The organism is uncultured Sphingomonas sp., assembly GCF_964237335.1.
Lineage (GTDB): Bacteria > Pseudomonadota > Alphaproteobacteria > Sphingomonadales > Sphingomonadaceae > Sphingomonas.
Genome location: NZ_CAXSHM010000065.1, coordinates 1 through 8,663, shown reverse-complemented (window position 1 = coordinate 8,663; position 8,663 = coordinate 1). Strand labels below are relative to the sequence as shown.

The window sequence follows — 8,663 nt, the reverse complement described above, 5'->3', positions numbered from 1 at the left end:
CAGCTTCGCAGTCGCCTGATCAAGCCGTCATGCGCCAACCCCGTGAGCAGTTACCAAGATAGGTTCCAAGTGTCTTGTTTGACGGAAACTGACGTCATCGGTGGCGGCAGAGCATGTCTTGCGATAGCAACAAAAAAGAGGATATGAAGTAGCAAGGCTAACGTCAGTAGCACAATCACCATGGTTGGGCTTATGTCCAATGGTGGAGCTGGAATTTTCGAAGAAATAATCGATATTGCGGTTGGCCCGACGACTGAAAAGACTAAGAGTCCCACAACCATTGGGATAGAGATGCTGTTCGCTGCTTCAGAGCTCGGTGATCTTTCGGCGGCGGATCGCCACAGGCTAGGCGCCGCTATGGCCAGATACGCCAATGCGGCCCAACGCGACACGTTTACCGCACTGGGGTTGCTGCTTCCCGCGCTGAAAACTAGCGCTATTAGCAAGCCAGCTATGATCGATAGGGTAAAAGCGCCGGCTCTGAACTGGCGCTCTGCGAACGACCTTATTGGTGGCGGAGCATAGATCAGATTGGGGATTATGGAATAGAGAACGCCGGATAAAGGGTTTGCCGGTTCTATGTACTCAAGAGCCTGCTGTCGAAGTGCCTCCTTTATGTAATTGTCGGCACGAGGTGTTGTACCGAGTTCATCCGGAGAAAGCATGGGCGCAAGAGCAGCGGGCCTGCCTCTCCCAAAGTAGAAACGTAATTGGCTCAAGACTCGATAAATCAAACGCCCGGTAACTACAAGGACGACGAACGACACTATTAGAACACCGATTGCACTGGCATGTTCCGTGCCTTGGAGGGTGGATCGTGCGCTGAGCAGGAGGTAGAAGCCAGTAAGACCAGCTATCGCTGCGGCGCTGGCCAGAAAATAGTTATGAATACGAAGCGGATTGGCCAGGCTAAAGCTTTGACTGCTACTGCCATATTCGTATGCCATGATTTCCCCCGTATCCCCTCGTCAGCAGTGGCTCTTTTAGCAAAATGTGGCAAGAGGCGAGCGAGCGCCAAAATAAGCATGGTCTGGGCGCTCAAGCCGCTTTTGTGAGGGAACGTCATCGCCGGATGGCGCGACTTCCGCCGCTGAGCAGCAGTGCCATGTGGGTCAAGCCTGCACGCCGAGCCACATGACGACCGAGGTCGTTCCAGGCGATGAGCCGATGTGATGGATCGCGTGGCCGGTCGGCGTTGCGGGCGAACCGCTCGGGAAGATCACCGGCCCAGCGCTTTCGCGCGGACGCCGCCCCGTGTAGGAACCGCCAGTGGCCAGCCTGCCAGTCTCTCCCGCGTCCGGCCCTTCGCCTGGTTCCGCGCGCGCCACCGCACCGCCGGCGCTGCCCGTTCCTGTCCGGCCGTTCTTCGAGAACCGGGTGCGGGCGTTCTGGGCGTTGCAGGCGGCGGGGTGGAGCGGGTATCTGATCCTGCGCGGCGTGTCGTCGATCTCCAACGGCTGGAGCTTCCAGTCGACTGTTCCTGTCGTGATCGAATCGATCGTCGGCTATTGCATTACCCTGCTGCTCTCGACGCTATACGGTTATTACCGGCGCGAGCTCCGCCGCATTATCGGCATCCCGCTCGCGGGGCTGACGCTGCTCGTCGCGACGTTGCTGTACGCGGTGATCGACGCCTTCTCCTTCTCGTTCATCCGGCTGGAGGCGCCGGGCGTCGACCTGTCGCTGCTGTTCGGCACATTGTTCCTCAACTTCACCGTGCTGCTCGGCTGGTCGGCGCTGTATTTCGGGATCAATTTCTACCTGATCGTCGAGGAGCAGGCCGACCAGATGGAGGTGCTGGAGATGCAGGCCTCGTCGGCGCAGCTCGCGATGCTGCGCTACCAGCTCAACCCGCATTTCCTGTTCAACACGTTGAACTCGATCTCGACGCTGGTGCTGCTGAAGGACACGCAGCGCGCGAACGCGATGCTGTCGCGCCTGTCGTCGTTCCTGCGCTACACGCTCGCCAACGAGCCCACCGCGCATGTGACGCTGGCGCAGGAGGTCGAGACGCTGAAACTGTACCTCGAGATCGAGAAGATGCGGTTCGAGGCGCGGCTGCGCCCGAGTTTCGACATCGATCCGCGCGTCGAAAAGGCGCGGCTGCCCTCGCTGCTGCTCCAGCCGCTCGTCGAGAATGCGATCAAATATGCGGTGACGCCCAAGGAGGACGGCGCCGACATCACCGTCACCGCTCGGCTCGCCGGGGACAGGGTGCAGATCGACGTATCGGACACCGGCCCGGGTTTGCAGGCGATGCCGAAGCGGCCAAGCCTTTCAACAGGCGTGGGAATCACCAATATCAAAGAAAGGCTCGCGCAGGCCTATGGCCCCGATCAGCGGTTCCAGGTCCGCGCGCTGCCCACCGGCGGGTTCGGAGTCGCGATCGAAATCCCGTTCCAGCTCGATGAACCGTTGAGAGAAGCCCCATGAGCATCCGTACCATCCTGGTCGACGACGAGCCGCTGGCCATCCAGGGGCTGGAGCTGCGCCTTCTGGTGCACGAGGACGTCGAAATCGTCGCCAAATGCCAGAACGGCCGCGAGGCGATCGGCGCGATCAAGACGCACAAGCCCGATCTCGTCTTCCTCGACATCCAGATGCCGGGCTTCGACGGCTTCTCGGTGGTGCAGGGGCTGATGGACGTCGATCCGCCGCTGTTCGTCTTCGTCACCGCCTATTCCGATCACGCCATCCGCGCGTTCAAGGCGCAGGCGCTGGGCTATCTGATGAAGCCGGTCGACGAGGGGGAACTCGCCGACACGCTGGCGCACGTCCGCCAGCGATTGCTCGAGAAGGGCAGCGCGGAGGAGGCGGAGAAGCTGAAGGAGGTGCTGGCGGAGGTCGCGCCCGACGCGGTAAGCGACGGCGCGGGCCTCGATGGGCCCTCCTCCTCGGGTGCGCCCGGCCGGTTCGAGAAGATGATCAACATCAAGGACCGCGGCCAGATCTTCCGCGTCGACGTCGACACGATCGAGCTGATCGAGGCGGCGGGCGACTACATGGTCATCAAGACGGGCGACAATTCGCTGGTGCTGCGCGAGACGATGAAGGACCTGGAAAAACGCCTCGATCCGCGCCGCTTCCAGCGCATCCATCGCTCGACGATCGTCAACCTCGACCTCGTCAAGCAGGTGAAGCCCCACACCAACGGCGAATGCTTCCTGGTGCTGGGCTCGGGCAGCCAGGTGAAGGTCAGCCGCTCATACCGCGAGGTGGTGGCGCGGTTCGTGCATTGACCTACCCGTCACCCCAGACTTGATCCGGGGTGACGAAGTCTTGCGATCAATCGCTTGCCGAAACCTCGTCGGACGGCTCCGCACCCGCCGCCGGCCGCTCGAACCAGGCCTCGACCTCGCCCGACAGTTTAACCGTCAGCGGCTGGCCCCGGCGATCGACCTTCTTGCCAAGTGCGACGCGGATCCAGCCTTCGGTGCGCGAATATTCCTCCACGTCGCGGCGCTCGGCGCCCTTGAAGCGGATGCCGATCCCGCGCGCGAGTAGCGCCTCGTCGAAGAACGGGCTGCGCGGGTTGGAGGACAGGCGGTCGGGAGGTGTATCGGTCATGGGCCGGCGCCTTGGCGCAACGGCCTTGGGATTTCCATAGCGAAACGGCGCGGGAGGTTTCCCTCCCGCGCCGTTCACCGACCCATCACAGGTCGATCAGGTCAGTCGCAGACCCGGACCGGGACGCGATAGCCGTAATAGTCGCGACGGAACTGCGTCCAGCACCGCGGGCCATAGTAGCCGTAGTAGGGATAGGCATAACCATAGGCCGGATATCCGTACCCATAGCCGCCGTAGCCGTAGCCATGGCCCGCGATCGCCGCGCCCACGCCCAGGCCAACGATCCCGCCGAGCACCGCCGCTCCGCCCGGCCCGATCCCACCGCGGTATCCATAGCCGCCACGATAGCCACCATATCCGCCGCGATACCCACCATAGCCGCCGCCATGGAAGGCGCCGCCACCACCGTGGAACCCGCCACCGCCGCCATGGCCGCCGCCGCCACGCTGCGCGTCCGCCGGTACCGAGGCGGTGACTGCCGTCGCCGCGAGGACCAGACCCAGTCCGATCTTGCCCAGAATCTTGTTCATCTCGTAACTCCTCACATCCAACGCCCGGTCCGCTGCCTGCATCATTAACGCATCGGGCGGGAGCGTGGTTTCAGGATTAGGCGAGTCGGGCTGAACCGACGCGGAATGCGTTGTTAAGCAAGCGTTTATGCGAGCCGGTCGCTCCCACTCCTATAGCAGCGGGCTGACAAGCCGGGCGATGTTCTCCGCCAGCCGGCGCGGGCGCGAGCGGCACGCCCAGCGATCCTTGTCGACCAGGTCGCTGCCGTCGAGATACCCCTGCTGCACCGCCTCGACGCCTGCGACCGAGGCGGCATCGTGGATCAGCAGCGACGCCTCCTCGTTGAGCTGGAACGAGCGCAGGTCGACGTTGCTCGACCCCACGATCGCGATCCGGCTGTCGACGCTGACGTTCTTGGCGTGGAGCAGGAAATCGCGGAACTGGTGGATGCGGATGCCCGCGTCGAGCAACTGGCTGTAATAGGAACATTGCGCGAGGTGGACGACGCGCTGGTCCACCACCTTCGACACGACCAGATGCACCTCCACCCCGCGCGCGACGGCGGTCCGCATCGCGCCCACCACGTCGTCGTCCGGGATGAAGTACGGCGTCGCCAGCACCACGCGCTTGCGCGCCTGGTGGATCTGCCACACCAGCAGCGTCTCGAACCCCTCCATCGGATATTCCGCGCCGCTGGGCAGCAGTTGCAGGCACGCCTCGCCGGTGCGCTCGGGCTCGGTGGCCGGGCCGTCGGGCCTGGTCTCCGTCTCCAGGAACCAGTCGGCGCGCACCGCCGCCTCGATCTCCGCCACGACGGGCCCGGTCACGCGCGCGACGAGCTCGCGGTTGACGACGCCGGGGCGGAAGTCCTTGGCGACGATGTTCTGCGATCCCGCATAGGCGATGCGCCCGTCGATCGCGAACAGCTTGCGGTGGTTGCGCATGTCGCGCCGGGTGCGCAGCCGGAAGCGGAACCGGAACGGCAGCGCTTCGCGCACCTCCGCCCCCGTCGCGTGCAGCATCGCGAGCGTGCCGCGCCGCCATGTGTGCGAGCCGACTGGATCGAACAACACGCGGACCCCGACGCCGCGCGCCACCGCGCGGGCGAGCGCGTCCGCCACCTTGTGGCCCACCGCATCGTCCGCGAAGATGTAGACGGTCATCATCACGCAAGCCCGCGCGGCGTCGATGTCCGCGACCATCCGGTCGATTACGCCGTCGTAATCGTCGATCAGCTCGACGCTGTTGCCGCACACCGCGGGGAAATAGCCCAGCCGCTGCGCCAGCGCGTCGATCGCGCCGGGATCGTCGGGCGGATGGCGCGAGAGCAGCCCTGCGATCCGGTCGAGATAGGGCCGCAGCGACTCGAACCGCTCGCGCCGCCAGGCCGGGAAATGCGGGCTGCCGATCATCCAGAAGGCGATCAGCCCGGGCACCGGCAGGAAGAAGATGATCCCAAGCCACCCCGCGCTCGCCTGCGGCGACCGGCGCAACGGCACGACCGCCAGCGCACCGAGGCGGATCAGCCATTCGAGGACGTAATAGCCGGTTTCCCAGCCGTGCAGGTCGAAGTGAGGCAGGTAGGGGTGGAGCAGATCGAGGCGCATGGGGTGGAGTATAACAAGGGATAATGTCAGGGGCAGTAGCAATCGCGGGGTGCCCGTCCCGCTACTACCGGGCCGACTTACCGAGCTTGGGACGTGCGGCGGTTCGCCCCGCTCCGTGCCGTCAGGGTTGCGCGGTCGATCGGACGACGATCTCGCCGATGTTGATCTCGCCAGGCTGCTCGATCGCATAGGCGATAGCGCTGGCCACCGCCTGCGGGTCCATGGCGTAGGTCACGGCGGCCGCTTTCATCTGCGCCTGGAGCGCCGGATCGCGGACGTGCTCGACGAAGCTGGTGTTCGTGAACCCCGGCGAGATGACCGTCACGCGCAGCTTGCCGGCGAGCTCCTGCCGCAGCCCGTCGGAAAGCGCCAGGACCGCGGCCTTTGTCGCCGAGTACACGGCCTGGTTGGGCGTCGTCTTGCGGGCCGCGGTAGAGGCGATGTTGACGAAGTGACCGCTGTCCTGAGCGCGGAAGACGGGCAGCGCCGCCGCGATCCCGTACAGCACGCCTTTCAGGTTCACGTCGACCATCCGCTCCCAATCATCCACCGCAAGATCGTCGAGCGGTCCGATCGGCATGGCGCCCGCGCTGCTGACCAGGACGTCCAGCCGGCCGAACCGCCGGCACGTGGCCTCCACCAGCCGCACCAGATCGTCGCGACGGGACACATCCACCGGAATCGGCAACGCCTCGCCACCGGCGGCGGCGATCCGGTGGGCCAAGGCGTCCAGCCTGTCCCCACCCCGCGCCGCCAGCACGAGTTTCGCGCCCCGTTCGGCAAGCCGCAGCGCGGCGGCCTCGCCGATCCCGCTGCTCGCGCCCGTGATCGCCACGACCTTGTCCATCATCGCTCATCCATTCGGTCGGCCCGACGCCTGCCGCGACGACCTTACCTCAGATCCGTCATTTGTTGAGGGGCCGACCGCGCGCCTTCGCCAGGGAAGCGGTCCTCGCGCGCCCTCGCACGATCCGGCGGACACGGCGCCCGAACACGCGTCCAAGCCTCACGGGACCCTTCATGACCCAATTCGACCACGCCGTGCCGTCCTTGGGCGACCCCTCGTTCCGCCACGGCTTCGAGACGATCGACGGGTTGCGGCTGCACCATGTGACGGCCGGGCCGGAGGACGCGGAGCCGCTGGTGCTGCTCGCCGGCTATCCCGAAAGCTGGTTCGCGTGGCGCAAGGTGATGCCGATCCTGGCGGGGCGCTTCCGCCTGATCGCCGTCGACCTTCCGGGCCAGGGCGATTCGGACAAGCCGCTCGACGGCTATGACACCGGGACGGTCGCGCGCCGCGTCCATGCCCTCCTCGGACGGCTCGGCCTTGCCCGCTACGGCCTCGCCGCGCATGATGTCGGTGCGTGGGTCGGGCTCCCCTATGCGCTGATGTTTCCAGGCGAGGTCAGCCGGCTCGCCATCCTCGACGCGGGCATCCCCGGCATCACGCTGCCCGACATGCTGCCGACCGCGCCCGACCGGGCGTGGCGGACGTGGCATTTCGCCTTCCACGCCCTCGCCGACCTTCCCGAGGCGCTGATCGCGGGCCGCGAGCGCGTGTATCTCGACTGGTTCCTACGCCGCAAGGCCGCCGACCCGTCGAGCTTCAGCGAGGCCGACCTCGACGAGTACGTCCGCATCTTCACCAGGCCGGGCGCCCTGCGCGCAGGGCTCGCCTTCTATCGCTCGGTCGGCCTCTCCGCCGAGCAGAACCGCGCGCTGGTCCGCGATGCCAGGCTCGCCATGCCGGTGCTGGCCGTGAGCGCCGACCAGGGCTCGATCCCCGACATGGCCGGCCCGTTGCGGCCCTTCGCCGACGACCTGCGCGGCGAGACGATCGCGCCGAGCGGCCACTTCATCCCCGAGGAGCAACCCGAGGCGCTCGCCGCGCTCCTGGCTGACTTCTTCGCGGCGTGATGGACACGCTAGACGTCCGGCGTAAAGTCAGGAATGCCCGATGCTCTCCAGACGAGCCGCGCCAAGGTGCTGGTCAGCGCCTGCCTGTTGGGCAGGCCGGTACGGTACGACGGATCGGCCGCGACGCTCGAGGACGCGCTTCTGGATCGTTGGGTGGGTGAGGGGCGCGTCGTTCCCGTCTGCCCCGAGGTGATGGCGGGATTGCCGACACCGCGACCGCCGGCGGAGATCGCGGCCGGCGGGAGCGGCGCGGGCGTCATCCGCGGCGATGGCCGCGTGGTCGAGGCCGACGGCACCGACGTGACGGCGATCTACCTGGCGGGCGCGCGGATGGCGCTTCGGGACGCCGTTCGCCACGACTGCCGTTTCGCCCTCCTGACGGACGGGAGCCCGTCGTGCGGTGGCAGCTTCATCTACGACGGCACCTTCGAGGGACGCCGCATCGACGGCGAAGGCGCGACCGCCGCGCTCCTTCGCCAGCACGGCATCGCGGTGTTCACGCCGCACGAGATCATCGCCCTCGCCGCCGCACTGGACGGGCGGGAACGAACGTAGCGTTCGGCGGACGGGTCCCGGAGGGGGATCGCGTTGTGGTTGAAGCCTGCCATGGCATGGGCAGACCATCCCACGCGATGCTTGCAAGGTCATGTGACCATAGGGTCCTCAATGCGACCAGATCGCGACCGCGATCGCGACCAGCACCAGCGTACAAAGAACGTACGTCACAAGCTGCTGCGGCGCGAGACCAAGCGGGCGGCCTGTCTCGCCTGCGAACTCCGGGTCTATCCAATCCGTCCCGGGGAAAAACGGCGCCAGGGCCATCGAGACGAAGTAGCTGGCCGCGACGCCGGCAGCGAGCAGGAACAGCGGCAGTGTGAGGGGCCGAGCTCCGAACAGGATGGTCAGCGACAGCAGCCCGCCGAAAGTCCCCATGACCATCGTCTGGCCGTTATGAAACTTGGCATGAGGAGGCCAGTTGCGGTTCCAGAGATGCTGTTTGGCGGTTGCCGGGTAACTGCTCACGGGGTTGGCGGGAGAGGGTTGCGGTGGGCGCGAGTATCT

Annotated in this window: 10 protein-coding genes; 4 read left to right on the top strand and 6 right to left on the bottom strand. The window is 66.0% G+C overall.

Annotated features, from left to right (window positions below; translation table 11 throughout):
- Positions 1-50 precede the first annotated feature (50 nt).
- Positions 51-947 (bottom strand): hypothetical protein, encoded by an 897-nt coding sequence (locus ACFE65_RS16960; protein ID WP_375383539.1) that lies wholly within the window; start codon positions 945-947, stop codon positions 51-53.
- Between the two features lie 394 nt (positions 948-1,341).
- Here ACFE65_RS16960 and ACFE65_RS16955 point away from each other — a divergent pair, with 394 nt between their 5' ends.
- Both ACFE65_RS16955 and ACFE65_RS16950 read left to right on the top strand, forming a co-directional pair.
- Positions 1,342-2,433, top strand: coding sequence for a sensor histidine kinase (locus ACFE65_RS16955; protein ID WP_375383540.1), 1,092 nt, complete (start codon positions 1,342-1,344; stop codon positions 2,431-2,433).
- The gene (locus tag ACFE65_RS16950; protein ID WP_375383538.1) at positions 2,430-3,239 is read left to right on the top strand and encodes a LytR/AlgR family response regulator transcription factor; all 810 of its coding nucleotides are present in this window, start codon (positions 2,430-2,432) and stop codon (positions 3,237-3,239) included. Before ACFE65_RS16955 ends, ACFE65_RS16950 begins: the two co-directional genes overlap by 4 nt.
- Before the next feature lie 46 nt (positions 3,240-3,285).
- Here the strand turns inward: ACFE65_RS16950 and ACFE65_RS16945 are convergent, their stop codons facing one another.
- From ACFE65_RS16945 to ACFE65_RS16930, 4 genes are all read right to left on the bottom strand, one after another.
- Positions 3,286-3,567, bottom strand: a complete 282-nt coding sequence (locus ACFE65_RS16945) for a DUF3297 family protein (protein WP_375383537.1) — start codon at positions 3,565-3,567, stop codon at positions 3,286-3,288.
- Between the two features lie 101 nt (positions 3,568-3,668).
- Complete coding sequence (locus ACFE65_RS16940) at positions 3,669-4,097, bottom strand: hypothetical protein (protein WP_375383536.1); 429 nt, start codon at positions 4,095-4,097, stop codon at positions 3,669-3,671.
- A gap of 150 nt (positions 4,098-4,247) precedes the next feature.
- Positions 4,248-5,684 (bottom strand): phospholipase D-like domain-containing protein, encoded by a 1,437-nt coding sequence (locus tag ACFE65_RS16935; RefSeq protein WP_375383535.1) that lies wholly within the window; start codon positions 5,682-5,684, stop codon positions 4,248-4,250.
- Positions 5,685-5,805: 121 nt separating this feature from the next.
- Positions 5,806-6,534, bottom strand: a complete 729-nt coding sequence (locus tag ACFE65_RS16930; protein WP_375383534.1) for an SDR family oxidoreductase — start codon at positions 6,532-6,534, stop codon at positions 5,806-5,808.
- Positions 6,535-6,704: 170 nt separating this feature from the next.
- On the opposite strand from ACFE65_RS16930, the gene ACFE65_RS16925 reads away from it, so the two are divergent.
- Both ACFE65_RS16925 and ACFE65_RS16920 read left to right on the top strand, forming a co-directional pair.
- The gene (locus tag ACFE65_RS16925) at positions 6,705-7,601 is read left to right on the top strand and encodes an alpha/beta fold hydrolase (protein ID WP_375383533.1); all 897 of its coding nucleotides are present in this window, start codon (positions 6,705-6,707) and stop codon (positions 7,599-7,601) included.
- A gap of 33 nt (positions 7,602-7,634) precedes the next feature.
- Positions 7,635-8,156 carry a DUF523 domain-containing protein gene (locus ACFE65_RS16920; protein WP_375383532.1) on the top strand — a complete coding sequence of 174 codons (522 nt, stop codon included), beginning with the start codon at positions 7,635-7,637 and terminating at the stop codon, positions 8,154-8,156.
- Positions 8,157-8,264: 108 nt separating this feature from the next.
- On the opposite strand, the gene ACFE65_RS16915 is transcribed toward ACFE65_RS16920, so the two are convergent.
- Positions 8,265-8,663, bottom strand: a 399-nt coding sequence (locus ACFE65_RS16915) for a DUF6640 family protein (RefSeq protein ID WP_375383531.1), incomplete at its 5' end; no start/stop codon positions are given.

What these genes read in the sequence shown, in the direction of transcription:
- ACFE65_RS16960 (WP_375383539.1), bottom strand. Translation starts at nt 947, where the DNA reads ATGGCATACGAATATGGCAGTAGCAGTCAAAGCTTTAGCCTGGCCAAT.
- ACFE65_RS16950 (WP_375383538.1), top strand. Translation starts at nt 2,430, where the DNA reads ATGAGCATCCGTACCATCCTGGTCGACGACGAGCCGCTGGCCATCCAG.
- ACFE65_RS16945 (WP_375383537.1), bottom strand. Translation starts at nt 3,567, where the DNA reads ATGACCGATACACCTCCCGACCGCCTGTCCTCCAACCCGCGCAGCCCG.
- ACFE65_RS16940 (WP_375383536.1), bottom strand. Translation starts at nt 4,097, where the DNA reads ATGAACAAGATTCTGGGCAAGATCGGACTGGGTCTGGTCCTCGCGGCG.
- ACFE65_RS16935 (WP_375383535.1), bottom strand. Translation starts at nt 5,684, where the DNA reads ATGCGCCTCGATCTGCTCCACCCCTACCTGCCTCACTTCGACCTGCAC.
- ACFE65_RS16930 (WP_375383534.1), bottom strand. Translation starts at nt 6,534, where the DNA reads ATGATGGACAAGGTCGTGGCGATCACGGGCGCGAGCAGCGGGATCGGC.
- ACFE65_RS16925 (WP_375383533.1), top strand. Translation starts at nt 6,705, where the DNA reads ATGACCCAATTCGACCACGCCGTGCCGTCCTTGGGCGACCCCTCGTTC.
- ACFE65_RS16920 (WP_375383532.1), top strand. Translation starts at nt 7,635, where the DNA reads ATGCCCGATGCTCTCCAGACGAGCCGCGCCAAGGTGCTGGTCAGCGCC.